This is a genomic window from Deinococcus roseus, assembly GCF_014646895.1.
Classification (GTDB): domain Bacteria; phylum Deinococcota; class Deinococci; order Deinococcales; family Deinococcaceae; genus Deinococcus_C; species Deinococcus_C roseus.
In genome coordinates, this window is the sequence record NZ_BMOD01000013.1 from 1 (window position 1) to 24,129 (window position 24,129).

A 24,129-nucleotide genomic window follows, 5' to 3' on the forward strand; every position below is an offset into this window, starting at 1 on the left:
GCAAAACATGTGCCCCTCAACTACTGGTCTTCCAGCTGGATTCCTGGCATCAATGCGGCCCGTCCCAACACCTTCACGCTGGCCGAAGCCTGGCTGGAAGGAGATTCCACCCAGTTGAAACCCTACCTGGATGCAGGTTTTGATTCCACTTTCAATTTTCCACTCAGAAAAGCCCTGGTGGACAGCATCGGCAAAGCAGGAAGCCTGGACATTCTGGCGGCAAAAGTGCAGGACTACACCACCAACCTGGGCATCAACCGGGCGCTGTTGCAGGTCAATTTTCTGGACAACCACGACGTGCAGCGCTTCATCAACGAACCTGGTTTCGGTGTGGCCGAAAGCGAAATCCGCAAGCGCTACCACATGGGGCTTGGTGCCCTTTTCACCCTTCCCGGCATTCCCCAGCTTTACTACGGAGACGAACTGGGGGTGTACGGCGGGGGCGACCCGGACAACCGCAAAGACATGCCCTCCTGGGCCTGGACCGATGCAGGCCGAAACGCCACCCAGAGCGGTTATCTGGCAGGGGGCGGCAACCCCAAAACCACTTTTGACTTTGTGCAGAAACTCACCTACATCCGGGGCAACAACGAGGCCCTCTGGAAAGGCGGTTATGTGGAACTGTGGCGTCCCAATGGCGGAGCCACCAATGTGTTCGCATTTTACCGGGGCAACAACCTGAACAACCGTTTTGTGGTGGTGTTCAACAATGGCAGCGCAGCATCTGGTAACGTTACCATAAATATCAGTGGCAACACCTTCCTGCCCGCCACCGACCGCAGTTACATGGCAAGTGCCACCTATGACGATCAGGCCGGACAGGGCGCACCTGCCACCATCACGGCCAGTGGCGGAAACCTGGTGGTGAATTTGCCCGCCAAAACCTTCGCCATCTACAAAGCCCGCTGAAAACACAACCTTCAAGCCAGTCTCCTCTGCCCTGACGTATGGACACCAACAAAGCCCACTGCAACTGCAGTGGGCGCTCAGGTGATCCTGGTGCTTCAAACCTTCTGAGGATTCAGGATCCGGGAAACTCCACCAGTTCAAGAATGGTGCCATCCTGATTTTGCAGGTACACCAGACGCGCACCCACGGGACCCGGTTTTTCTTTGACCAGCGCCACTTTGCCTCTGATCTGCCAGCCCCATTCACCACAGGCCTGGATCATTTGATCCAGGTTGCTGACTTTTAAAGCCACATGCCAGAAACCCACATCCACCGGAGTGGGTCGGTAGGTCTTGCGGTCTTCAGGCTGCAGGGGTTGAATGAACTCCAGGGTCAGGCTGTCTTTTTTCAGGAAAGCCACTTTGCTGCGAATGCCTGGCACGCCCGTCACGTCTTCTGCCAGTGGGCCGCCCACCTCTGTGGTGCCTTGCAGGGTGAAACCCAGCACCTGCTGCCAGAAGTCGATGGTGTGCTGCAAATCACTGACGGTGATGCCAACATGCGCGAAGGCCTGAACACCTGCGGGATGGGTTTGCTCTGGATTCATGCGTAGGGTCACCTCAAGAAGCACTTTAGAGCATTTGACAGCAGCATGAGGGGTGTTCTCTTGAGCTGCTGTTTTTTGGAAGAGGAGGATTCAGAAGTGTCCTCCTCTTCCCTGCTGCATGGCGATGTTTGAGGGTTCCCTGCTCAGGGTTCTGGAGTGGCGTTCTTGACCTGACGGCGCAAAAAGAGCACCACCATCAGGGTCAGGGCGGTGAGCACAATCAGCACGTAAGGAAGGGAGGTTCCGCCTGTGGCAGCCACCACCTGGGAGACCACCAGAGGAAAAACCATTCCTGCGGTCAGGGCTGCGGCCATCACTGCGCCTGATCGGTGTTGCGCTCCGGGAACGGTGTGGATCAGCCAGCTGAAGACATTCGGGAAGAACACAGCCACCCCTCCACCGCAAAGCACCAGCAGCCACCAGGCAGAGGGCAGCAGGCAGGCCAGGACCAGCAGCACCAGCGTGAGGGTGAGGGCTCCGGCCACCAGACTGGAGGGGGAAACCCTTGCACTGATCCACACGGCTGCCAGCCTGGACAGCGTGAAGGTGAGGAAAAACAGCGAGGTGGCCGTGGCCGCCTGTGCTGCGCTCTGGCCCATCGCCACCAGGTGACTGGCCAGCAGGGAGGTGCTGGCTTCAATGCCTCCTCCGACCACCATCAGGACCAGGAAGAGGATCCACAGTTTTCCAGAGGGATGGGTTTGCTGCTGCCCGGCAGCGGGTTCAGGCTGGGCATCGTGCATGCGGTAGGCCAGGGGATGCAAAAGCGCACCCAGCAGGGCCATCAGCAGGAAAACCACCTTTCCCTGGGTGTGGGGAAGCTGGGTCAGCAGGGGGCTGAGCACTGCACCCACCCCGAAAACCGTGTTGATCAGGTTGGATTTGCTGGACCCCTGGGCTGCAAAGATCGTGTTGATGCGCACCGCCAGAATGCCGAATCCCACCCCGATCAGCAAAGCCCCCAGCAAGGCCACCATCCAGAAAGGCGCAAAACCCAGCAGCAAGGTGCCCACGGTCAGGATGCTGAGGGCCACTCCGATGCGTTGCCGACCCAGCAGAAAAGGCCTCACCCCCAGGGCCAGGGCCGCCAGCAGGGTGCCCAGTCCGTGCACGGAAAGCAGCAGGGCTGCAGACTGTACAGACTGTCCGAAGGCCGCTCCAATGGTTTGCAGGGTGGGTCCATAAAGGGCCTGGGTGCCGCCCAGCAGAAAGAACAGCAGCAGTCCAGAGGAGAGGCTGGGTGCTGCTGTTTTGTAAATCGATTTACTTTGTGCAGGCATGGGGTTATGGAGGGTTCGGCTTCGCAGGTTCAAGGGAGGAATCCTTTCTGTAAATCGATTTACATGATACACTGTCCCCACATGACAAGGGAAGCCCCCACCCCCCGCCGCCGTGCCACCCTCAAAGACGTGGCAGCAGCCCTCGGGGTGTCGCCTGCCACCATCTCCAACGCCTACAACCGGCCCCACCACCTTTCTGCAGACCTGCGGGAACGGGTGTTCCAGATGGCACAGCAACTCGGGTATCCGGGTCCCCACCCGACTGCCCGGTCGCTGCGCATCCAGCAAGCCGGAGCCCTGGGGGTGCTCTATCCAGAACGCCTGTTTCAGGCCTTCAGCGATCCCTTTTCCACGGAGTTTCTGCGCGGCATCACTGCCGCCACCGAAGGGGCCGGACTGGGCTTGCTCCTGGTTCCCGCCAGTTCTTCCAGCCACCCGGCGGTGTCCACGGTGCAAGGGGCCAATGTGGACGGACTGGTGCTGTATTCCCTGGCAGACAACGACCCCCGCATGCAAGCGGCACTGGTCCGGCAGGTTCCGATGGTGCTGGTGGACCAGCCCAGGCTGGAAGGCTTCCCTTTTGTGGGCATCGAAGACCAGCACGGAGCAGAAATGGCGGCCAGACACCTCATCGACCTGGGGCACCACAAAGTGGGCATCGTCAGCCTGAAATTCTCGCCTGAAAGCTTTGACATCCTGATCACGGCCAACCACCCTCCCACCTGCCATTACCGGGTGAGTTCCAGCCGTCTGGAAGGCTACCTGGAAGGCCTGCAGCTTCCTGCAGAACACCTGCCGGTCTTCATCTGCGAACACAACAGCCTGCAAAACGGAGCCCTGGCCGCCACCCAACTGCTGGATGCCCACCCCGACCTCACTGCCATTCTGACCATGAGCGACCAGCTGGCCTTCGGGGTGATGGAAGCCGCCCGCAACCGTGGTCTGAACATCCCAGAAGACCTCTCGGTGGTGGGTTACGACGATGGAGCCAGCGCATTGCAGGCCGGACTCACCACCATCCATCAGCCATCAGAGACCAAAGGCAGGCTGGCAGGTGAAGCACTGATCCAGTTGTTGCAAGGACAGGTGCCTGCTGCAGAACAGATCCTGCCCACCCGTCTGGTGGTGCGGGGCACGACCCGGAACTTCTGAGGGACATTTCGTGGGCAGCTGCCTACATCTTGCACAGCAAAATTTCCCAGAACCCAGAAGCACCGACAGGCAGCCCTGAACAGCATCTTCAGGTGCTGGCAGATGACCACTGAAAGACCCTGTGGCACAAAAGATGGGATGCAACAAGATCCACATCCCGCCTTCAAAAACCAGCCCATGAATGTTGCACTTCTTGGGCTGGTGCATTTTCAAAGGCTGTTCCTTCAGTCCAGCGGTAAGGCCACCTGCACTTCTTTTTCCTGTTGTTTCACAGTGATGATCACCAGCATGCCCAGCAGCAAAGCCAGACCCACCCACTGCAGCAGTTGCAACCTCTCGGCAAAAAGCAGCATGGCCAGCAAAATGGAGACCACCGGTTCAAACAAACTCAGCAGCCCGGCAGTCACACTGGTGATGACCTTCAGGCCCTGCTGGAACAGCACGTAACCCACAGCGGAAGGCGCAATGGCCAGATACAGCAAAATCCCCCAGGAAGACAGGGGCAGTTCAGTGAGTTGCGGGGGTTGCGGGGCCACGGGCAGCAGAAAACCGGACCCCACCAGAAAAGCCATTCCAATCAGCAAAGTTTGCCCTTGATGGTGGGCGATCTGCTCGCTGGAACGGATCAGGAGGGCCCAGCCTGCGCCTGCCAGAACAGAGAGCAAAATGCCCTGCACGCCAGAGGGCGTGACCTGCAGACCCGTGAGGAAACCCAGACCCAGCATGCCCAGCAGCAAGGCCAGACCCAGGGACATTCGGGGCCGGAGGGTTCTTTGCACCAGACCCAGCAAGGCCAGCAAAAGGGGTGCAGTGCCCAGAGAAACGGTGACGGCGATGCTCACACCACTGAGGGGAATGGCTTTGAAGTAAGCCCAGCAATACACGGCGTGACCCAGACCGATGCCGACCACAGGCCAGAAGGCCTGCCGGGTGAACATCCAGGGGCCTTTCAGACAGAAAATCAGCAGCACAGGGGCAGCCAGCCCCAGACGCAGAAAAGCAATGTGTTCTGGCAGCAGGGAGGTGGTGTTTTGCAACTGGTGTACGCCGATGCCCACTGTGCCCCACAGCACAGCAGCAATGAGGGTGAGCAGCACCCCGGACAGGTGTTTCATGGTTGATCCTTTTCAAAAAACGGGCTTCATCTCCCCAGATCACAGGAAAGCCCCTGACTGCCGCCCGTGGGACGGTCAGGACACAAACCTGGACGCCTGAAATCAGGCCAGGGGTGGAGAGATGAAGTAAAGACCAACCGTCATGGTTTGCAGGTTAAGGCACCCTGCGGCGGGTCACATCTGCCGTCTGGCTTACGGAAGGACCAGACGGCATCCGGTGGATCAGGCAAAAACACCGCAGAAATGGGCTACTTCCGTTGCTGCAATCCGAGTACAGTGGTGTCCAGGAGCGAACAGGAGAAGCATCCGGTTTCCTGTGGCAACACATCAATGAATTCACCCTGGAACCCACCGCCCAACCCTGGTCAAAGGAGACTTTCATGGACATCAAACGCACTGGCAGCAGGCCCTCAAACAAAGGCCCGGCAGATTGGTTCACCGGTCAGGTTCGCATTGACCCCCTTTTTCAGCCGGTGGAGCCTGCCCGCACCGCCGGAAACACCGTGACTTTTGAGCCTGCAGCACGCACCGCATGGCACACCCATCCCCTCGGGCAGACCCTGATTGTCACCGCTGGAAAGGGATTCGTGCAGGTGTGGGGTGAGGAGGTCCAGGAGATCCACCCCGGAGATGTGGTGTGGTTTTCCCCTGGAGAGAAACACTGGCATGGAGCAAGTTCAGACACCGCCATGACCCACATTGCCATTCAGGAAAGCCTGGACGGCAAGGCTGTGGATTGGCTGGAGCACGTCAGCGACGAACAGTACCTGCAGCAGTGAAGGGGCCAGATCCCCTTGCTCCTCAGGCCCTCTTCAAAGGCATGGGGCTGTATGCCCTGGGGTTGCTGGTGCTGGCTTTGCTGGACACCCTCACCAAAGTCCTGACCGTGAACCACCATTACCCGGTGCCTGTGGTGGCCTGGGCCAGGTACACCGTGCAACTTCTGTTGATGCTGGCCATCGTGACGCCCACACTGGGCACGCAGGCGTACCGACCCAAAAAACCTGTCCCGGTGGGGGTGCGCTCTTTGTGTCTGGTCTTTGCCACCCTTTTTCTGGGTCTGGCCTTGCAGCGCATGCCGCTGGCGGAGGCCCTCGCAATTGTTTTTGTCTCTCCTCTGCTGGTGGTGTTTCTGGCCCGAACGGTGCTGAAAGAAACCCTCTCCTGGCCGCAGGTGCTGCTGGCCCTGGTGGGGTTCTGCGGGGTGCTGCTGATTGCCAGACCCAGCGGAAACCTGGATGCCCTGGGGGTGCTGTTTGCCGGGTTGTGTGCGGTGTGCACGGCCCTCTATCAGTTGCTCTCCCGCAGCCTGAGCCATGAAGGGCCTGTGGCTTTGCTGTTCAATTCTGCCCTGGTGGGTGCGGTGGTTTTCGGGGTTCTGGCGGCGTTCAACTGGGGAGGAGAGCCCCTGACCCTGACCACCACCGTGCTGTTTCTGTCGCTGGGGTTGTGTGCAGGGCTGGGGCATTTTCTGTTCACGCTGGGCTTTCAGCTTGCTCCGGCCTCCACCATGGCCCCCTTTTCTTATCTGCAGCTGCTTTTTGAGGGCATCTTTGGGTTTCTGGTGTTCCACCACCTGCCAGACCCATTGGCCCTGCTGGGGATGGGCGTCATCACCCTTTCCGGGGTGGGCATGGCTGTGCTGGGGCAAGTGGGGCGCAAAGGTTCGGGAAAATTGGTCTGAGGGTTCAGGATGGGATTCGCTCTGCTGAACGAGATCTCTGCCAAACTTTCCTGTCAGGTGGTTTTAAAATCCGCAGAATCGGGTGAAAAATCCGCAGAATCAGGCAAAAAACCTCCGACCTGCTGCCTTACACTGAAACCATCACACCCAGCGCCGGTTTCTGGAACGCTGAAAGGATGGTGGCCGTGAAACCCAGCAAACCCAGCCTCACCCCTGCACAGGTGCCTCTGCAAGAACCCCAGGCCCAGGACCTGAAAACACTGGCCCAACTGATTTTGCTTCACGCCCCTTACGACAGTGAATTCCAGTTGCCCCTTCCCGGCGTGAAGGTGACCCGCGCATCCCGCATCAACAACGACCTGTACCATGTGGTGTACCAGCCGAAAGTCTGCATTGTGGCCCAGGGGTCCAAGTCGGTGTTTCTGGGCAGTGAGGTCTTCACCTACGATCCGCTGCACATGCTGGGCGTTTCGGTGAATTTGCCGATTTCTTCGCAGGTGACCCAGGCATCCCAGCAGGAGCCGTTTCTGTGCCTCACCGTGGCGCTGGACCCCGTGCACATTGCTGACCTGGCCCAGCGTGCCTATCCCAACGGCCTGCCCCCCATGCCTGCCGAACGGGGTTTGTTTCTGGGGCTGGCCAGTGCGCAGATCGTGAATGCCGCCACCCGATTGCTGGAACTGCTGCAAGAGCCGCGTGAAGCAGCGCTGCTTTCTGGCCCCATCCTGGATGAGATCCTGCTGCGGTTGCTGCGCACCCCCATGGGCATTCGGCTCGCTGCACTCGGTCAGGCGGAGTCCAGTGTGCAGCGCATCTCCAGGGCCGTGGATCATGTGCGGCAGCATTTCGATGAAGCGCTCAGCATGGAAGACCTCGCCAGGATGGTGCACATGGGTCAGACCACCTTCCACCAGCACTTCAAGGATGTGACGGGCCTGAGCCCCCTGCAGTACCAGAAAACCCTGCGGCTGCAGGAAGCCAGGCGGCGGCTGCTGTCCGGTCTGGATGCCACCACCGCTTCAAGGCAGGTGGGGTACGTCAGTGTCTCGCAGTTTTCACGGGAGTACAGCCGCCAGTTTGGCCGCACCCCCCTCAAAGATGTGGCATTCCTGCGGGCCGAAGGTCCAGCCACCAGCCCCCTCAACTGAACCTTCAAAGCCACCTGCCGTCCTGACCCGGTCCTGCTGGGTCAACAGGCCTGATTTTTCCTGATTTCTGGAGCAAACATGATGAACACCCGACCTTCTGAAAAACAACCTTCTCGCCTGACCATGAACCCTGTGCTGTTCATGGTGATCCTGGGCGTCTTGCAGGGGGCCACTCCCCTCACGGTGGACCTGTACCTCCCAGCCTTTCCGGCCATCGCCAGAGACCTGCAGGTCAGCACGGGCAGCATTGAACTCACACTGGCGGTTTTTCTGGTGGGCATGGCCGTCGGACAGGCGGTGTATGGACCTTTCACCGACAAGTACGGACGCAAAAAGCCCCTGCTGGTTGGGCTGGCCGTTTACACGGTGGGTTCTCTGATGTGTGCCCTCGCCCCAAATCTGGCCCTGCTGATGATGGGCCGTTTGCTGCAGGCCCTGGGGGGTTCTGCAGGTGCGGTGATCACCATGGCGATGGTGCAGGATTTGTGGAGTGGCAAGGAAGCCGCGCGGCGTTTCAGCCTGCTGGGTCTGGTGTCTGGCCTCGCTCCCATCCTGGGTCCCGCGCTGGGTGGGATGGTGCTCACGCATTTCCCCTGGCAGGTGGTGTTCTGGGGCCTCTCCGTGCTGGGGGTGCTGCTGGCCGTGCTGATGGTGTTTTTGCCGGAAACCTCCAGCCCCGAGGAACGCAAGACGGTGCGGCTCAGGGACGCCCTGAACAATTACGGGGTGCTCTTTCAGAACCGCCCTTACGTGCTGTTCATGCTCTCCATCGGCTGGGTGTTCGGGGTGCTGTTTGCTTACGTGACGGCCTCTTCCAGCGTGTACATGGAAACCCTGGGGGTCAGCCCTGGACTGTATGGGGTGCTGTTCGGGGTGAATGCCGTGGGCCTGATGAGCGCTTCGCAACTGAACCGCATCTTGCTTGCGCGTTTTTCCCTGTTCCAGCTCGGTCTTTTCGGGGTAATGCTGAATGTGACGGTGTGCGTGTTGCTGCTCACACTGGCTGTGCTGGGGGTGCAGAGCCTGTGGCTGGTGGCGTCCCTGTTTTTCCTCTTGATGGTCTCCATGGGCTTCACCATGCCGAATTTGCCCTCACTGGCCATGTGGCACGTCAAAGAACGGGTGGGCAGTGCCTCTGCCCTGCTGGGCAGTTCGCAGTTTCTGCTGGGTGGACTTTCCGGGACCGTGGTGGGGTTGCTGGCTGGACCTCCTGTGCTGGCCGTGCTGGCCGCCTGTGGAGCGGTGGCCCTGGTTTTGCTGCTGCTGGCCGGGCGGCATGCCGGGAAAGTGGATTCGGCAGAGGTGCAGGTGGGGTCCCACTGAGGCCGTGCAGTCGGGATTCGGGGATGCCATCGCACCAAAGGATGTTTGTGGTCCATTTTTTTGTGCAGCAAACCTGTGTCCTGGTTTGTTGCACAAAAAAGCCTGAAACCCAGAAGAATGCCCTCCAGTTTTCAGGCAGCTCGGTTTCAGGCGGCTCAGCTGGATTTTGCTGGACAAAATCAGATCCTCTGGTGGCTCAGGGAGGGCCACCAGCCCAGGCCTGATACCCGGCCAGGGCCTGGCTGCCCATCAGGGCCAGCAAAAGCAATGAAGTGATGATTTTCTGTTTCATGTTGACCTCCAGTGGTGCAAGGGGAACCGAAAGGACAGCCCTTCAGAACGGCATTTCGCACCTTTCTGGGTGCTGTGTCCTCTCCAGAAACAGCTTAAAAGGAGACCACAGTAAAAAACACTTGGTTTTTTTTGCTGATCTTTTGCCGGGGGTTTTTCAGTTTCAAACCCAGAACCTGTCAATCCCTCTCCTCTGGAGCAGAGTGGTCAAACACAAAAGGGGCCAGTCCCAGTCGCAAAAGGTACTGGCCTTCTCCAGAGCACTGCAGGTATTTGTGCCACACATCATGCAGCTCCTGTTCGAGGGCCAGCGCTTCGGTTTCGCTGAGCCTGAGGGTGCTCCAGCTGTTCCATTTTGCAGCAGAGCGGTCATGCAGATTCCGGGTTTTGCTGGGCCTGGGGGCTTCTGGCCCGGTGACATACTCGGTGACCAGACGGCCTTCGGGGTCGCTGGAAAAGCGCACCCCACCCTGCTCGAAACGCAGCGGCCCCAGACGGGCATCGGTCCACTCCCGGCTGAGCACGGCTTGCCAGGCCAGGTCCTTGCGCAGCACCATCGCCTCAAAATTTTCGTATGGGGTGGCCGAAAAGGGCACAAAGAACCGCCGGGCGGTGCTCTGGTAGCACACCACGGCAGGGCCACGTCTGGGGCGGGTTTCGCTGACCTGCAGCAACCCCAGCTCCAGAAACCTGCGCACATGGTAACGCAAGTGGGGCACACTGACCCCCAGCCGTCTGGCAGCTTCGGTGAGGCTGCGGGCACAGGGCATGAAGGGCAGCAGGTACTGCACCTGTTCGGAATCCACCAGCAATCGGGCGGCGTCTGGATGGTGCACGGTGAGGGTGGTGGTCATGGTTCCTCTCAGGGTAAAAACGTTACAGGTATTTTACCCTGTTTGCAGATTAACCTGCATGAAATCGAAGAAAAAAACCGTTCTGCCAGAAACTGGCACTTTCGATTTGTAACACACTGCAGGAGGAACCCATGAAACACCCTTTCACACCCGCCCGAATTTTTGCTGCTTTGCTGTGCATGGCCTTGCCTCTCGCCTCGGGGCAACAGCTTTCCACCCAGGGCAAATGCTATGAGGGCAAAGGCAGTAATACTGGAAAAGTTGCTGCCTTCGGAGAAGTCAAAAACAACCAGGGCTTTGCTGTGCGGGCCAGAGGCAGCATCCACATTTACGACACCAGTGGAAAACTGATTTACGAGCGCCTGGGGGCCATTTCTTCCATTGATTTGCTGCCAGGCGAAACCGCACCCGTCTACGATGTGTCCACAAAGGGCAATTACGGCAAGATTGGCCGCTGTGACCTGGACTTCACCTACGAGGAAGCAGGAAAATTTGCTTATCTGGAGCGCGGTCTGGTGTCTGGACTGGTGTTGCAGGGCAGTGCTGGTTCCCCGCTGACCATCAAGGGCAAACTGAAAAATCCACTGGGCAAGGCAGCCCGCTACAAACTGTACGTCACCGGGTACAACGCCAGCGGTGAAGTGGTGATGATGGCCTTTCAGGTGAGCCCCGGAGGCAAAATGCTCTCCGGGGGCAGCAGCACTTCTTTTGAAGTCACCACCTACGATTACATCGAGAAACCCGTGCGCCTCAAGGCCCTGGCCGTTTTGCAGTGACCCCAGAAATGGTGGTTTGGGAAAAGGAAGCTTCTTTTGAAGCTTCCTTTTTCGCTGGTCAACACAGTCTGGGGGTGCAGGGCATGCCAGAATGCAAGGTGTTCCGCCAGCAGGTGGCATGCCCACACGCCCTCAAGACCCTTCAGGAGAGATTGTGCCTTCCCATCATACATTGCTTGAAGCGCTCAACATTTCGCACCCCATTTTGCAGGCCCCAATGGCCGGAGTGTCCACCCCGGCACTTGCGGCTGCAGTCACCCGTGCTGGAGGGCTGGGCGCACTGGGTCTGGGGGCCAGTTCTGTGGAACAGGCCAGGAAAAGCATTCACCAGACCCGTGCCCTGACCAATGGACCGTTCCAGGTGAACGTGTTCTGCCATGCCCCTGCAGTGCCTGACCCTGCACGGGAAGCCCGCTGGATCGAGCACCTCAGGCCGCACTTCGAACGCTTTCAGGCCGCACTTCCAACCACCCTCAAAGAGATTTACCCCAGTTTCATTGGAAACCAGGCCATGCTGCAGATGCTGCTGGAAGAGCGTCCAGCCGTAGTCAGCTTTCATTTTGGATTGCCAGATCCCACATGGGTCCAGCAGTTCAGAGCGGCAGGAACCATCACGCTGGCCACCGCCACCAGCCTCGCAGAAGCCAGAGAAATTGAGGCGGCGGGCGTGGATTTCATTGTGGCGCAGGGCGTGGAGGCCGGAGGACACCGGGGGGTGTTTGAACCGCAGGAAGCGGCAGATGCGCTGGGCACTTTTGCGCTGGTGCGTTTGCTCTCCAGCCATTCCCATTTGCCGATCATTGCCGCAGGAGGCATCATGGATGGTCAGGGGATTCGGGCGGCACTGGACCTGGGTGCGGTGGGGGTCCAGATGGGAACGGCGTTCATTCTGTGCCCGGAATCCAGTGCCAGTGCCGCCTACCGGGCAGAACTCAGCAGCGAAAAAGCCTGGCACACCGGGATCACTGCAGCCCTTTCTGGACGGCCTGCCCGGGGCATCATCAATGAAATGCATGCGGTTCTTGCTGGAGCAGACCACCCAGATGATCCTCTTCCAGATTACCCAGTGGCCTACGATGCAGCCAAACAGCTGCACGCAGCGGCCAGCCGTCAGGGAAACCATGGCTATGCTGCACACTGGGCAGGTCAGGGGGCTCCTCTGGCAAGGGCGCTGCCTGCAGGTGAACTGGTGGCCACACTGGTTCAGGAGTGGCAGGCCGCCTACAGCAGGTGAGAGGGTGGGTTCAGTTGGCCTGTCGGTTGGTCCCTGCTTTGATGACCTCTCCGGTGTCAAAAGCACTTTGCACGGCAAGGCTGGCTGCACCCTGCGCCCAGGGGGTGAAGTCGTCCTTGTCCCAGGGCACGATCAGAATCTGCAGTTCATCGGCAAGGCCATCGAAAGCCTGCTGTCTGAGGGCCTGTTTGAGCGGGGTGAAGTAGGCGGGTCCCAGTTGTGAGCCTTCTCCGCCCATGATGATCAGTTCGGGATTGAAGGTGTTGACCAGGTAAGAGAGGTGGGTGCCCAGCAAACGCCCGGCGTTTTCCAGCACTTCACGGGCTCCGAGGTGGCCCTGGGCGGCCAGTTCCACCACTCCGGGGATGGTGGGGTTTTCGATTTCGGGGTGTTTTTCCTGGAAGATGCTGAGGATGCCGGGTTCTGCAGTGTAGGCTTCCAGACAGCCTTTCCTGCCGCAACTGCACAGCCTGCCTCCGGGCTGGACCATGTTGTGCCCGAACTCTCCTGCACCACCGTTTCTGCCCCGGTAGATGTCCCCTTCCAGCACCAGTGCTCCACCCAGGCCGCGTCCGATGGCCACGGTGAGGAAGCTGCCGTACTGCTTGCCGTTCCCGAACAGGCGTTCTGCGGCAGCAAAGGCATTCACATCGTTGTCGATCCACACCGGGAGCCCCGTCTGGGCCGTAATGATCTGGCTGATCGGCACGTTGTGCCACTGCATCAGGGGGGCATTGACGGCCTGTCCGTGGCGGGCGTCGATCACCCCGGTCATGCCAATGCCAATGCCGATCACGTCTTCCGGGTCAATTCTGGCTTTTTTGTAGAGTTTTTTGCTGATGTTTTTGATTTGCAGCGCCACATCCTGAGGGTTCTGGCTGGTCAAATCTTCGGTGCGGTGGGCCAGCACGCGGGTGGAGAGGTCGGTGAGCACCACTTCCATGCGGTCTTCGCGCAGTTTGATGCCAATGGCGTAGTGGGCCGCAAAGTCGATGTCCAGGTAGATGGGGCGGCGGCCTCCGGTGGCTCCAGCCTCTCCGATGCTGCGTTCGATCAGCAGTCGGTCCTGAATGAGTTCTGCAGTGATGCCGGTGATGCCTGCGCTGCTCAGGCCGGTCAGTTCCACCAGTTGTGAGCGGCTGGTGGGCCCCAGCCTGCGGATGTGGTTGAGGATGGTTCGCCGATTCTGGGTGCGCAGTGCGCGTGGATCGCCTTTGTTTGCGGTCATGGAATCTCCGATTGGTTCATCAAGTGAGCTAATTTAGAGTACCATTTTGTGAACATGGAGGTCAACTCCATGTTCGTTTTGGTTCCCGGTCAGGTTCTGCCCGCCTTTAAATTGGCCTTGCACAGGGTCCAATCAGACAAATGGCTGCATCAACATGCTACTCCAGATGCCTCACTCTTCACAAGCCATGCAGCCATCTTTCGTTCGGCAAACACCTTTTTCATCCAGAGGATGGTTCACAAAGTGAGGCTTGACCTTTTGAACAACCGGTGCTAATCTAGGGTTACTTCACAAATTGAGGCAATCAACGAGGGAAAACGATCCAGCATCTCAGACGTTTCAAACGCCTTCACCCAGGACCTCCAGGCACCCCCATCATCCCGGTCCCTGATCCCAGCATGCAGCCGCACCTGCACCCCCAGAGGAGAGAACCATGAAACACGCACGCCTTACTGCCCTTTCCACTTTGCTCATCGTCAGCGCTTTTTCTGCCGCAGAGGCCCAGAAAAAAACCGTGGTGTTCCTGTCGGGTCAGAACAGAGACGTGGGCTACACCAAGATCATCAGCATGCTCTCGGACGATTACGCCAAAAAGAATGCCACCTTCAGCTACCAGCACCAGGCGCAGCTCACCGACCTGACCCAGCGCCTGCAACTGCTGGCCAACAGTGGCACGCTGCCCACCCTGTTCTCCATAAATGAACCCAGTTTGCTGGCGCAGCTGGCCACCAAAGGGGACGCTGCAGATCTGGAAAGCTACTTCAGGGACCTCGGCATCTACAGCAAACTGAATCCGGTGGCCGTGCAGATCAACAAGAAACTGACTGGCGGAAAACTGCTGGGCTTGCCCCTGGAACTCAACATCGAAGGCATCTGGTACAACAAGAAAATCTTTGCGGACAATGGGCTGAAAGAACCCAAAACCTGGGACGAGATGATGGCTGCAGCCGACAAACTCAAAGCCAGAAACATCCAGCCTTTCTCGGCGTCTGGCGACCAGAAGTGGCCCCTGACCCGCCTGATCGGGGGTTACGCTGCCCGCAAATACGGTGCAGACGTGATGGACCGCGTGAAAGACGGCAGCCTGAAACTCACCGACGCAGGCTTTGTGGAAGCGGCCCGCGCCGTGCAGGAGATGGGCAAGAAGGGTTACTTCGGGCTGGGCGTGAACACCATCGATTACGACACCGCCGTGGACACCTTCTTGCAGGGCAAAGCCGCCATGCTCTACATGGGCAGCTGGGTTCTCCGTGACCTGAACGACAAAACCCGCAACAAGATCGGGGAGGCCAGCGTGGGCTTCTTCAACATCCCGGCGGTGAAGGGCGGCAAGGGCACCATCAACGACTGGTCCATCAACACCGGTCTGACCGTGGGGGTCAATGCAAAACAGCTGGACAAAGCCACCGGCGACTGGATGAAGCATGTGTTCTCCAATTACGCCAACCTGGCCATGAGTGACCTGGGCATGCTGACCGGTTTCAAGGTCACCAAAACCCCCAAAACCATTCCAGCACTCACCAAGATGACCCAGACCAAACTGAATGCCGCCAAAAATGGTTACCTGTGGTGGGAGGGTCTGTTCAGCCCCAAAGCCACCGCCATTTCCCAGGACAACGTGCAGCCGCTCATCACGGGCGACCTGAGCCCTGAAGAGTACATGCAGCAGTTGCAAAATGCACTGAAGTAATCTTTCCCTTCAATTTCACCTTCATGAGTCATGATTCCCAGAAAACACCCCTGAGCATTCAAGGGGTGTTTTCTGTCTGGATCAGTGGATTTTGCGCTCTTGACTTGGGCAAACCAGAGGACTACACTCAGGTAAGTTCAAAAAGTGAGTTAATCAAAAACGGCGCAATGCCCTTCAGCCCCGGCCAGCCCTGGCCCCCAAGGACCCCCATGAACAAGACCCTCAGCGACTGGAAAGCCATCAGCCTCTTCGTGGGGCCCGCCCTGATCCTCTACCTGGTGATCCTCTTTGTGCCCATTGTTTCCTCCCTGGGCCTCAGCATGCAGGAAGGCAGCCCCATCACTGGATTCAAATATGTGGGCTTCGCCAACTATGAGCGCCTGATCCACGACTCCCAGATGTGGAAGGCCCTGTGGTTCGGCACCAGATTTGCCCTGTTTGTCTCTGCAGGCCAGATCATTCTGGGCACCCTGCTGGCTTTGCTGTACCACTTCTACCTCAAGCACTCCTCGGTGCTGGTGCGCACCCTGATCTTCCTGCCTGTGGTGCTGCCCACCGTGGCCGTGGCGCAGATGTTCTCCAAGATGTTCGCCATTGCGCCGCAGTACGGACTGGTCAACGGTCTACTGGACAACCTGGGAATGCAGTCCTACATCCAGCCCTGGCTGGGACAGGCCGACACCGCCTTCTGGATCATCTGCATCATGGAAATCTGGAAAGCCATGGGCTTCTACGCCATCCTGATTTTCACCGGACTGGTGGGCATCCCCGAAGAAACCATCGAGGCAGGCCGCATTGATGGAGCGCAGGGCTGGAACCTCACCCGTTTTATCGTGTTGCCGCAGCTCACCCCCATCATGGTGGCCTCCCTGATTTTCAGTTTCAACGGGACCCTGAAAGTCTTTGACACCATCGTGGCCCTCACCAACGGCGGACCCGGCACCGCCACCACGCCGCTGAGCATCCTGATGTACAAGACCTCTTTCGTGTACAGCGAATATGGGTACGGCAGCACGCTGGCCCTGACCCTGACCCTGCAGTGCCTCGTGGTGAGCCTGCTGATCTACTGGCGCAACCGCCGGGAAGGAAACTGACATGATCGGACAGGACCCCCTCAAATCCACCCTCAAAAAGAAAGCCCCCCACAACCCCGCAGCAGCCAACCTGCAAAAAACCCTGCTGGGCATCCCCGCCACCCTTTTGATTGTCTTGATCGTGGTGTCCTGCATCTACCCGGTGATCTGGATTTTCATGTCCTCTTTCAAAGGCGCAGATGAATTCTTAAAACCCATGTGGACGCTGCCCCAGAGCTTGCACCTGGAGAACTACACCCGCGCCTGGACCGAAGGCAACATGGGCAAATACGTGATCAATTCTGCACTGGTGGTCTTTCCCTCCATTGCAGTGATGATCCTGCTGGGCACCGGTGCCGCCTTCGGGCTGGAAGTGATGCGCTGGAAACTCTCCCGCACCGTGAACGTGCTCTTTTTGATTGGCATCATGGTACCCATCCAGATCGTGATTTTACCTCTGTTCAACATGTACTACCAGGCGCACCTGCTGGACACCCGTTTCGCATTGATCCTCACCTACGTGGCTTTCGGATTGCCGCTGGTGGTGTTCTTCCTCTCCGGGTACTTCCAGTCCTTCCCCAGGGAGATCGTTGAAGCCGCCGTGGTGGACGGGGCCAGCATTTACCAGGTGTTCTTCAAGATTGCCCTGCCGATGGTGCAAAACGCCATTGTCACCGTGGCCCTGGTGCAGTTTTTCTTTCTGTGGAACGACCTGCTGGTGTCTCTGACCTTCACCACCAACCCGGAAATGCGCACCGTGCAATCGGGACTGCTGGCCTTCACCGGGCAGTACGGGCAGCGCGAATGGGGGCCGACTTTTGCCTCCATCAGCATGGCCGTGGCCCCCACCGTGCTGATCTACCTGTTTTTAAACCGCATGGTCATGAAAGGCATGGCCGCCGGAGCCGTCAAAGGCTGATCTTTTTGCAAAACCTTCTGAAAACCCCCAGCAGACCTTCTCACACCCCCAGCGGAGATGAACCCATGACCATCACCCACACCACCACCCGGGTCACCCAGCTGCACGCTGAATTGCACCCAGACCTGTTCTCTGGCATCTCAACCCCCAGGCTTTCCTGGATCACTGAAACCCGTGTTGCAGACTGGCAGCAAACCCACCACCAGATCAAACTTTCCACCCTGGACGGACAGGTGCTCAGCAGCACCGGAAAACAGCAAAGCCAGGAATCCCACCTCGTGCCCTGGCCTTTTGCGCCTCTGGAATCCAGAGCACAGGTCACCGTGCAGGTGCAGGTGTGGGGCAGTGACGGAGCGGAAAGCGAGTGGAGTGCACCGCTGACCCTCGAAACCGGGCTGCTGCATGCAGCAGACTGGACGGCGCAGGCCATCGGCCCCGTGCAGGAAGAAGATCCCACCCGTCCTGGACCTGCTCCCCTGCTGCGCAAAACCTTTCAGGTGAAATCAAACCTCAGGCACGCCCGCCTGTACATCACCGCCCTGGGGGTGCATGACACCCAGATCAATGGGCAACCCATCAGCGATCAGCTGTTTTCACCAGGCTGGACCAGTTACCACAGCCGCCTCAGGTACCACACTTTCGATGTGACGCAGCTTCTGCACGAAGGCCACAACGCCATCGGCAGCATGCTGGGCAACGGCTGGTACCGTGGACGGCTGGGCTTTGGGGGCGGGAGGCGCAACCTTTACGGCGAGAAACTGGCCCTGATTGCACAGCTGGAACTCTGCTACCAGGACGGTCAGACCGAGCGCATCACCACCGATGAAAGCTGGAAAACCCACTCTGGCCCCATCACCTTCGATGACCTGTACGATGGGGAACGCTACGATGCCCGCCTGGAACAGAGCGGCTGGAGCACTCCCAACTTCGATGATGCACACTGGGCTGCTGCAGAAGTCCTGCCTTTTGATGCCAGTTTGCTGGTGGCCCCGGAAGGCCCGCCCGTACGCAGGATCGAAACCCTGCAGGTGAGGGAGGTGATCCAGACCCCATCAGGCAAGACCGTGCTGGACTTCGGACAGAACCTGGTGGGCTGGCTGCGCATCAAAGTGCAGGGGGAAAGGGGCCACACCGTCACCCTCAGGCATGCAGAGGTGCTGGAAAACGGTGAACTGGGCATGCGGCCCCTCAGGTACGCAGAATGCACCGACACCTACACCTTAAAAGGAGAAGGCCTGGAGGTTTTTGAACCCAGGTTCACCTTCCACGGTTTCCGCTACGCCGAAATTGAAAACTGGCCTGGAAATTTTGACCCCGCAGACCTTGAAGCCGTGGTGGTGCATTCAGACCTGCAACGCACCGGGTGGTTTGAGTGCAGTGATCCCCTGATCAACCAGTTTCACCAGAACGTGGTGTGGGGCATGCGGGGCAACTTTCTGGATGTGCCCACCGACTGCCCGCAGCGCGACGAGCGTCTGGGCTGGACCGGAGACATTCAGGCTTTCGCACCGACTGCTGCTTTCCTGTACGATGTGCGCGGCTTCCTGACCTCCTGGCTGAAAGACCTGAAAGCCGACCAGAGCGAAAACGGAGCGGTGCCCGCCGTGGTGCCGCAGGTGCTGCCTGCCACCCTCGCTGCTGCAGCCTGGGGGGACGCCAGCACCATCGTGCCCTGGACGCTGTACCAGCATTGCGGAGACACCGGGGTGCTGGAGCAGCAGTTTGACAGCATGAAAAAATGGGTGGATTTCCAGCATTCCAGGGCCGGTGAACGCCTGATCTGGGACATGGACATGCAGTTCGGAGACTGGCTGGACCCGGACGCCCCACCCACCAATCCGGGCAAGGCCAAAACCCTGCCCGGGGTGGTTGCCACCGCCTATTTTGCCCGCAGCGCCGACACCGTTGCCCGGAGCGCAAAAGTGCTGGGCCGCGTTGAGGACGCAGCATGCTATCAGAAACTTGCGGAGGATGTGCGGGAAGCGTTCCAGCAGGAATACGTGACGGGAAGGGGCCGGGTCTTGAGCGACAGCGTGACCGCCTACAGCCTCGCGTTGCAGTTTGCCCTGCTGAAAGACGAAACCCAGCGCCACACCGCTGCAAAACGCCTGCGGGAACTGGTGCGGGAAAGCGGGTACCTGATCTCCACGGGGTTTGTGGGCACACCGCTGGTGTGTGACGCCCTGTGCAGTGTCGGAGAAGTGGACGCCGCCTATTTGCTGCTCACCCAGACGGAATGCCCATCGTGGCTGTACCCCGTCACCATGGGGGCCACCACCATCTGGGAGCGCTGGGACAGCATGCTCCCGGACGGCTCCATCAACCCCGGAGAAATGACCTCTTTCAACCATTACGCGCTGGGCGCTGTGGCAGACTGGCTGCACCGCAGTGTGGCAGGACTGGCCGCGCTGGAGCCCGGATACCGCAAACTGCTGGTGCGCCCCTTGCCCGGTCAACCGCTCTCTTTTGCCTCTGCCCGTCACCTCACCCCTTACGGTGAAGCTGCGGTGCGCTGGGAGAAACAAAACGGAGACTTCCAGCTGTCTGTCACCGTGCCAGCCAACACCACCGCCAGAATCGAGCTTCCCGATGGTCAGGTGTTCGAGGTGGGCTCCGGGCAGCACACCTTCCACTGCTCCCTGGAGCAAAAAGCAGCACAACCCCTCACCATGAACAGCACCTTTGATGAAGTGATTCAGCAACCTGGGGTGTACCAGCGACTGCTTGCCCTGGTGAGAGCGCACTCCGGGGACCATGTGGACAGCTTCAAGAGCATGCTGCGCAGCAACCAGCAGGGCATGTGCCTGAAAAATGCCGTGTGGGGCGTTCCTTACCGGGAAGAACTGCTGGAGAAAATGCAAACGCTGCTGCAGGAGGTGCGGGCATGAGCAGCCTGCACCTGCAAAACCTTCTCTGCAGCTTTGTCAGCACCCCTTTCAGCTGAAAGTCAGGGGAGGCGCACTGGAACCTGGTGCCCTGATCCAGAACGTCTGTCCAGCAGGAGCCTCCCGGAGGCTCCTTTTTTTGCTGTGTCTGCATGAGGATTGATGTGCTGTAGGGCGTTTTTCATATTCTAACTTTTGGGAAGGCTTTCTTTTCTTGTTTCCCACAGGGGTCTTGTCTCGGGATTTTTGGGCATCAACTGAGTGTTTTAAAGACTTTCAATCATTCCTTGAAGCTTTTGCGTTGACTCTCGGAGGCGCAGGATCTACACTCCAGTTACTTATTTCTTTCGAAGAAAAAAATAAGTCAGAGGCATGGCCTGCCCCGTGACTTCCCACCCTTCCCTCCCCGGGCAGGCCAGCTTTTCTTGTCCCAGACACAAACCCCCTTCAAGCAAGGACTTTCAACATGACCACCCACGATCAGGTTCTCAGCCTCATCCGCCAGCATCAGGAAATCAGCCAGGCTGAAATCCGCACCCTCACCGGCCTCAGTGCCTCCGCCGTCTCCAGTGCCGTCAAACGGGCGCAGCAACTCGGGGTGGTTCATGAATCCGGCATCACCCAGGAAGCCCTGGGCAGACCCCGCAAACTCCTCAAGCTGAACCCCGATTATGGCTACACCATTGGTGTGCAGGTCAACTCGAATTACAACCAGATCGTGCTCTGCGACCTGCACGGCAACATCATCCAGCGCGACACCCTCAGCCACCCCACCCTGGACCCTCACGTGATTGCTGCAGACATTCAGCAGTTCGCCATTCGGGTGACCCACCGGCCCATTCTGGGGATCGGACTTGCGGTGTCCGGGATCATCGACCATGAACGGGGAATCTGTCTGGACTCCACCACCGCCGGATGGCATGACGTGCCCATCGGTCCCATCGTGCAGCAGGCCACCGGCATTCCCACCCATGTGGAGAACGATGCCAACAGCCTGGGAATTGCCGAAATGCTCTTTGGAGAGGCCAGACACGCCAGTTCCTTTGTGATCATGACGATTGGCAAGGGGATTGGTGCAGGCATCGTCATCCAGCGCAACCTTTACCGGGGCCGCAACGGGGTGGCAGGTGAAATTGGACACATCCGCATCACCTCACCCTCAAAAGTGCAGTGCCACTGTGGAAAAACCGGATGCCTGGAAGCCACCTCTGGAGCACTCGCCATCGCCAGAGAATTTCAGGAACGCCTCGGGACTCCTGTATCCATCAACGAACTCCCCACCTTGATTGCCGAACACAAAGACCTGGCTGCAGAGATTCTGGGTGGTGTGGGAGAACGCCTGGGCATTGCCCTGGCACAGCTCGCCACCACCTTTGATCCGGACGCCGTGTTTGTGGCCCCCGAGCCGCATCTGGGCCTGTCCAGTTTAGAGCCCATCGTGCAGGACAGCTTCAAGGCTGAACTGCTCCCAGTCACCCGCACCCCCACCACCTTGCGCTTCCTCACCGAGTCCACCGACATGTGGGCCAGGGGGGCCGCAAGCGTCGCCATCGACCAGTTCTTCACTTCACTCTCCCAGGAATTCATCACCGCCTGACCGGACCGGAGGAGCCATGCCCTGAGAACCCCCAAGCTGCAGGGAGACCTGCCCTATTGCCCAAAAAAGCCCACCTGAGTTCAAAAGCTGGACAGAAAAAGGAGAAACCCATGAAAAACCTCAGACAGCTCACCTTCGGACTGACCCTCCTCTTTGCCCTCACCCCAACACTCGCACAGGCCCAGACCACCAGCATTTCCATTGAAAGCTGGCGCAACGACGACCTGAAGATCTGGCGCGATGTGATCATTCCAGCGTTTGAGAAAAGGTACCCCAAAATCAAGGTGACCTTTTCCCCCACTGCGCCCACCGAGTACAACGCCGTGGTGGAAGCCAAACTCAAGGGGGGCACCGCCGGGGACATCATTGCCTGTCGTCCATTTGATGCCAGCCTCAACCTTTTCAAAGCCGGGTACCTCACTTCGGTCAATGACCTTTCGGGCCTCAAAAACTTCAGCACCGTGGCGAAAGCCGCCTGGTCCACCGACGACGGCAAAACCACCTTCTGTGTGCCCACCGCCGCAGTGATTCACGGTTTCCTTTACAACAAGGACATTTTTGACCAGCTGGGCCTCAAAGAACCCAAAACCGAGAAAGAATTCCTGGCCGTGCTGGACACCATCAAGTCCAAAGGAAGCGTTTCTCCTCTGGTGATGGGCACCAAAGACCAGTGGGAGGCCGCCACCATGGGTTACCAGAACATCGGTCCTGTGCTGTGGGCAGGGGAAAAGGGGCGTCTGGGCCTGATCAGTGGCTCTGCCCAGTACAACAAAGGTGGATTCCTGCAGGCCTTTGAAGCCCTTGCAAAATGGGCCCCTTACCTGCCCTCTGGTTATCAGGCCCTCGCTTACCCCGACTCCCAGAACATTTTTGGACAGGGACGCGGAGCCGTTTACCCCGCCGGATCCTGGGACATCGCCACCTTCCGCAACATGAACCCCAAACTGAAACTCGGGGCCTTCCCCCCTTACACCTTCACCAGTGGGCAGAAGTGCGTGATTGACGATCACCCCGACATCGGTTTCGGCATGAACGCCAAGACCAAGAACAAGACGGCAGTGCGCACCTTCCTGAACTGGATGGCCGGAGCCGAATTCGCGCGCATTTACGCAAACGCTCTCCCCGGTTTCTATCCCCTCACCAAGTCCAGCTACAAGGTGAACGACCCCATTGCGCAGGAATTCCTGGGCTGGCGCAAGACCTGTGAGGCATCTTTCCGCTCCTCTTACCAGCTGCTGTCCAGAAACGCCAACCCCAACAACGAAAACGATTTGTGGAATGCGTCTGCTCAGGTGCTCAACAAGACCCTGACCCCCAAAGAGGCCGCCGATTTCGTGCAGAAGAACCTCGCCTCCTGGTACGCCCCTCAGAAAGGCAAGTGACTCACACGGGGGGCCAAAAGCCCCCCACCTCCGGGAGACTTTTATGCGCAAACCCTTCCCCACCCACATCGTGGTTTTTTTGCTTCCAGCCACCCTCGTCTACACCGTCTTCATGATCTTTCCTTTGCTGAGTTCCCTGTGGCTGTCCCTCAACACCAAGACGGAAGCTGGTGAAATGTTCGTCGGGCTGGCCAATTATGTGCGGCTGCTCACGGCCCCCGAATTCTCCCAGCCATTTTGGAACGCCCTGAAAAACAATGTTGTCTTTTTCGTGATCCACATGCTGCTGCAAAACCCCATTGGGCTCCTGATTGCCGTGCTGCTGACGCGTGGCCTGATGGGCAGCAGCATCTACCGGGCCATCATCTTCATGCCGACCATTTTGTCGGTGGTGATTGTGGGCTTCGCCTGGAAACTGATCCTCAACCCCGCCTGGGGCATTGCCCCCACCATCATGAAAAACCTGGGTCTGGAACAGTACTACCAGCCCTGGCTTGGCCTGGAATCGACCTCGCTGACCACCCTGGCTTTCATTTCGGTGTGGCAGAACATCGGGATTCCCATGATGCTCTTCATTGCAGCCCTCTCCCGCATCCCAGAAGAACTCTATGAGGCTGCCAGAGTGGACGGGGCCAGCCGCTGGACGGTGTTCTGGAAGATTCAACTGCCCCTCATCCTGCCCACTGTGGGGATCGTCGGCATCCTGACTTTTGTAGGGAACTTCAACGCCTTCGATCTGATTTACGCCACCCAGGGGGCGCTCGCAGGACCCAACTTCTCCAGCGACATTCTCGGGACTTTCTTCTACCGCACCTTCTTCGGGAACCAGTTGCAACCCGGAGACCCCTACATGGGGGCCACCGTCGCTGGAGCGATGCTGGTGGTGATTTTGATCGGCATTGTCCTCTACCTGTGGGGCTGGCAGCGCCGCATCCAGAACCTGCAATTCTGATCCTCCCTTCCCTCCTGCCTGATGGGGTTGGCCCTGCTGACCCCCAGGTCC

20 protein-coding genes are annotated in these 24,129 nt (G+C 58.7%); 15 read left to right on the forward strand and 5 right to left on the reverse strand.

Annotated features, from left to right (window positions below):
- Positions 1-909 (forward strand): alpha-amylase family glycosyl hydrolase (locus IEY52_RS15685; protein WP_268239732.1); only part of this gene is annotated, 909 nt, incomplete at its 5' end.
- Positions 910-1,021: 112 nt separating this feature from the next.
- Here the strand turns inward: IEY52_RS15685 and IEY52_RS15690 are convergent.
- Complete coding sequence (locus IEY52_RS15690; protein ID WP_189004009.1) at positions 1,022-1,495, reverse strand: VOC family protein; 474 nt, start codon at positions 1,493-1,495, stop codon at positions 1,022-1,024.
- 143 nt (positions 1,496-1,638) lie between these two features.
- The gene (locus IEY52_RS15695) at positions 1,639-2,775 is read right to left on the reverse strand and encodes an MFS transporter (protein WP_189004011.1); all 1,137 of its coding nucleotides are present in this window, start codon (positions 2,773-2,775) and stop codon (positions 1,639-1,641) included.
- Between the two features lie 81 nt (positions 2,776-2,856).
- Here IEY52_RS15695 and IEY52_RS15700 point away from each other — a divergent pair, with 81 nt between their 5' ends.
- The gene (locus tag IEY52_RS15700; RefSeq protein ID WP_189004013.1) at positions 2,857-3,927 is read left to right on the forward strand and encodes a LacI family DNA-binding transcriptional regulator; all 1,071 of its coding nucleotides are present in this window, start codon (positions 2,857-2,859) and stop codon (positions 3,925-3,927) included.
- A gap of 224 nt (positions 3,928-4,151) precedes the next feature.
- Here the strand turns inward: IEY52_RS15700 and IEY52_RS15705 are convergent, their stop codons facing one another.
- Positions 4,152-5,042 (reverse strand): DMT family transporter, encoded by an 891-nt coding sequence (locus tag IEY52_RS15705; RefSeq protein ID WP_189004015.1) that lies wholly within the window; start codon positions 5,040-5,042, stop codon positions 4,152-4,154.
- A gap of 380 nt (positions 5,043-5,422) precedes the next feature.
- Between IEY52_RS15705 and IEY52_RS15710 the strand changes: the two genes are divergently transcribed.
- The 4 genes from IEY52_RS15710 to IEY52_RS15725 all read left to right on the forward strand — a co-directional run bounded on the left by IEY52_RS15710 (position 5,423) and on the right by IEY52_RS15725 (position 9,197).
- The gene (locus tag IEY52_RS15710; protein WP_189004017.1) at positions 5,423-5,821 is read left to right on the forward strand and encodes a (R)-mandelonitrile lyase; all 399 of its coding nucleotides are present in this window, start codon (positions 5,423-5,425) and stop codon (positions 5,819-5,821) included.
- Positions 5,818-6,726, forward strand: coding sequence for a DMT family transporter (locus tag IEY52_RS15715; RefSeq protein ID WP_229684835.1), 909 nt, complete (start codon positions 5,818-5,820; stop codon positions 6,724-6,726). The genes IEY52_RS15710 and IEY52_RS15715 overlap by 4 nt, the downstream gene beginning before the upstream one ends.
- 185 nt (positions 6,727-6,911) lie before the next feature.
- Positions 6,912-7,874, forward strand: a complete 963-nt coding sequence (locus IEY52_RS15720; protein ID WP_229684836.1) for an AraC family transcriptional regulator — start codon at positions 6,912-6,914, stop codon at positions 7,872-7,874.
- 78 nt (positions 7,875-7,952) lie between these two features.
- A complete protein-coding gene (locus IEY52_RS15725) occupies positions 7,953-9,197 on the forward strand; it encodes a multidrug effflux MFS transporter (protein ID WP_189004019.1) in 1,245 nt (414 codons plus the stop codon).
- Positions 9,198-9,667: 470 nt separating this feature from the next.
- Here the strand turns inward: IEY52_RS15725 and IEY52_RS15730 are convergent, their stop codons facing one another.
- Entirely contained in the window at positions 9,668-10,342 is a 675-nt protein-coding gene (locus IEY52_RS15730) for a helix-turn-helix domain-containing protein (protein WP_189004021.1), read from the reverse strand.
- 131 nt (positions 10,343-10,473) lie between these two features.
- Between IEY52_RS15730 and IEY52_RS15735 the strand changes: the two genes are divergently transcribed.
- Positions 10,474-11,118: a hypothetical protein gene (locus IEY52_RS15735; RefSeq protein ID WP_189004023.1), complete on the forward strand. Its 645-nt coding sequence runs from the start codon at positions 10,474-10,476 to the stop codon at positions 11,116-11,118.
- Positions 11,119-11,236: 118 nt separating this feature from the next.
- Entirely contained in the window at positions 11,237-12,352 is a 1,116-nt protein-coding gene (locus IEY52_RS15740) for an NAD(P)H-dependent flavin oxidoreductase (RefSeq protein ID WP_189004025.1), read from the forward strand.
- Between the two features lie 10 nt (positions 12,353-12,362).
- Here the strand turns inward: IEY52_RS15740 and IEY52_RS15745 are convergent, their stop codons facing one another.
- Positions 12,363-13,580, reverse strand: a complete 1,218-nt coding sequence (locus IEY52_RS15745) for an ROK family transcriptional regulator (protein ID WP_189004027.1) — start codon at positions 13,578-13,580, stop codon at positions 12,363-12,365.
- A gap of 433 nt (positions 13,581-14,013) precedes the next feature.
- Here IEY52_RS15745 and IEY52_RS15750 point away from each other — a divergent pair, with 433 nt between their 5' ends.
- From IEY52_RS15750 to IEY52_RS15780, 7 genes are all read left to right on the forward strand, one after another.
- Positions 14,014-15,270 carry an ABC transporter substrate-binding protein gene (locus IEY52_RS15750; protein WP_189004029.1) on the forward strand — a complete coding sequence of 419 codons (1,257 nt, stop codon included), beginning with the start codon at positions 14,014-14,016 and terminating at the stop codon, positions 15,268-15,270.
- Positions 15,271-15,479: 209 nt separating this feature from the next.
- Positions 15,480-16,364, forward strand: coding sequence for a carbohydrate ABC transporter permease (locus IEY52_RS15755; RefSeq protein ID WP_189004031.1), 885 nt, complete (start codon positions 15,480-15,482; stop codon positions 16,362-16,364).
- Between the two features lies 1 nt (position 16,365).
- Positions 16,366-17,262 (forward strand): carbohydrate ABC transporter permease, encoded by an 897-nt coding sequence (locus IEY52_RS15760; protein WP_189004033.1) that lies wholly within the window; start codon positions 16,366-16,368, stop codon positions 17,260-17,262.
- Between the two features lie 65 nt (positions 17,263-17,327).
- Positions 17,328-20,150, forward strand: a complete 2,823-nt coding sequence (locus tag IEY52_RS15765; protein WP_189004035.1) for a family 78 glycoside hydrolase catalytic domain — start codon at positions 17,328-17,330, stop codon at positions 20,148-20,150.
- Positions 20,151-20,613: 463 nt separating this feature from the next.
- Positions 20,614-21,744, forward strand: coding sequence for an ROK family transcriptional regulator (locus IEY52_RS15770; RefSeq protein WP_189004038.1), 1,131 nt, complete (start codon positions 20,614-20,616; stop codon positions 21,742-21,744).
- Positions 21,745-21,854: 110 nt separating this feature from the next.
- A complete protein-coding gene (locus IEY52_RS15775) occupies positions 21,855-23,126 on the forward strand; it encodes an ABC transporter substrate-binding protein (RefSeq protein WP_189004040.1) in 1,272 nt (423 codons plus the stop codon).
- Between the two features lie 43 nt (positions 23,127-23,169).
- Positions 23,170-24,078 carry a carbohydrate ABC transporter permease gene (locus IEY52_RS15780; protein WP_189004042.1) on the forward strand — a complete coding sequence of 303 codons (909 nt, stop codon included), beginning with the start codon at positions 23,170-23,172 and terminating at the stop codon, positions 24,076-24,078.
- The last annotated feature ends 51 nt before the right edge of the window (positions 24,079-24,129 follow it).

Excerpts from the sequence above, each read along its gene's own strand:
- IEY52_RS15740 (WP_189004025.1), top strand. The coding sequence starts at position 11,237 with ATGCCCACACGCCCTCAAGACCCTTCAGGAGAGATTGTGCCTTCCCAT.
- IEY52_RS15765 (WP_189004035.1), top strand. The coding sequence starts at position 17,328 with ATGACCATCACCCACACCACCACCCGGGTCACCCAGCTGCACGCTGAA.
- IEY52_RS15705 (WP_189004015.1), bottom strand. The coding sequence starts at position 5,042 with ATGAAACACCTGTCCGGGGTGCTGCTCACCCTCATTGCTGCTGTGCTG.
- IEY52_RS15755 (WP_189004031.1), top strand. The coding sequence starts at position 15,480 with ATGAACAAGACCCTCAGCGACTGGAAAGCCATCAGCCTCTTCGTGGGG.
- IEY52_RS15690 (WP_189004009.1), bottom strand. The coding sequence starts at position 1,495 with ATGAATCCAGAGCAAACCCATCCCGCAGGTGTTCAGGCCTTCGCGCAT.
- IEY52_RS15745 (WP_189004027.1), bottom strand. The coding sequence starts at position 13,580 with ATGACCGCAAACAAAGGCGATCCACGCGCACTGCGCACCCAGAATCGG.
- IEY52_RS15700 (WP_189004013.1), top strand. The coding sequence starts at position 2,857 with ATGACAAGGGAAGCCCCCACCCCCCGCCGCCGTGCCACCCTCAAAGAC.
- IEY52_RS15725 (WP_189004019.1), top strand. The coding sequence starts at position 7,953 with ATGATGAACACCCGACCTTCTGAAAAACAACCTTCTCGCCTGACCATG.
- IEY52_RS15770 (WP_189004038.1), top strand. The coding sequence starts at position 20,614 with ATGACCACCCACGATCAGGTTCTCAGCCTCATCCGCCAGCATCAGGAA.
- IEY52_RS15735 (WP_189004023.1), top strand. The coding sequence starts at position 10,474 with ATGAAACACCCTTTCACACCCGCCCGAATTTTTGCTGCTTTGCTGTGC.
- IEY52_RS15730 (WP_189004021.1), bottom strand. The coding sequence starts at position 10,342 with ATGACCACCACCCTCACCGTGCACCATCCAGACGCCGCCCGATTGCTG.
- IEY52_RS15760 (WP_189004033.1), top strand. The coding sequence starts at position 16,366 with ATGATCGGACAGGACCCCCTCAAATCCACCCTCAAAAAGAAAGCCCCC.
- IEY52_RS15710 (WP_189004017.1), top strand. The coding sequence starts at position 5,423 with ATGGACATCAAACGCACTGGCAGCAGGCCCTCAAACAAAGGCCCGGCA.
- IEY52_RS15775 (WP_189004040.1), top strand. The coding sequence starts at position 21,855 with ATGAAAAACCTCAGACAGCTCACCTTCGGACTGACCCTCCTCTTTGCC.
- IEY52_RS15695 (WP_189004011.1), bottom strand. The coding sequence starts at position 2,775 with ATGCCTGCACAAAGTAAATCGATTTACAAAACAGCAGCACCCAGCCTC.
- IEY52_RS15780 (WP_189004042.1), top strand. The coding sequence starts at position 23,170 with ATGCGCAAACCCTTCCCCACCCACATCGTGGTTTTTTTGCTTCCAGCC.
- IEY52_RS15750 (WP_189004029.1), top strand. The coding sequence starts at position 14,014 with ATGAAACACGCACGCCTTACTGCCCTTTCCACTTTGCTCATCGTCAGC.